At 65.9% G+C, this 725-nt stretch carries 1 protein-coding gene; it reads left to right on the top strand.

Annotated elements, in window-relative coordinates:
* The first annotated feature begins 14 nt into the window (after positions 1-14).
* The gene (locus U870_RS0121730) at positions 15-542 is read left to right on the top strand and encodes a hypothetical protein (protein ID WP_025159454.1); all 528 of its coding nucleotides are present in this window, start codon (positions 15-17) and stop codon (positions 540-542) included.
* Positions 543-725 lie beyond the last annotated feature (183 nt).

Here is a 725-nt window from a genome sequence, read left to right on the forward strand (position 1 = left end):
GAAGGAGATGACCAGTGAGCATCACGGTCAAGCCCGGCGACATCATCCGCGCCACCAACGGCGACACCAGCATCGAGGGCCGGCTGGACTCCACTACCGACAATCCCGCCCACATCGCGTTTGCTGGCACGAGCATTCTCGTCAGCGTCCTTCTGAGGGACGGTTTCGTGATCGAACGGGTGGAGGCTGCGCTGCCGACGACGCCCGGAATCTACGTGACCGCCACGGACGACCCTGACGGTTATGTGTACCGGTTGACCTCGGACGGCAGGTGGTTGGCGTACTACGAAACCGACGTTGAACAGCGCACTGAGGCCGACATGCGCGCGTCGATGGCGCCCGTCAACCTCGTCCCTCTCGTATCCGCCCCTGCGAACGGGACGCTCGTACGGGCGTTCGCCCCGCGACCGGTCGACCCTCTGCCCTCGATTCGGAGCACCTTCGCCGCGGCCACCGCCGCAGTGGTCGCCACCCCAGCCCACCCCGCGCACGACGACGACATTGCGGCCGCAGGCGACGACGTCCGCGACATCAGGCAGTAGCACGCCACATCAACCCGGAAGGACCCACCCAGTGAGCATCACAGTCAAGACCCAGAACGAGCTGGACGCCGCCCTGAAGTTGGACGGCTACCAGGAGATCATCATCGACTCCCCACGCGGCGTGTGGCTTGAGATCTCCGCGAGCGCCGGCAAGTACGTCCGTGCGTCCGACTCGGCCACCGT

This window comes from Leifsonia aquatica H1aii (genome assembly GCF_000633535.1).
Lineage (GTDB): Bacteria > Actinomycetota > Actinomycetes > Actinomycetales > Microbacteriaceae > Leifsonia > Leifsonia aquatica_A.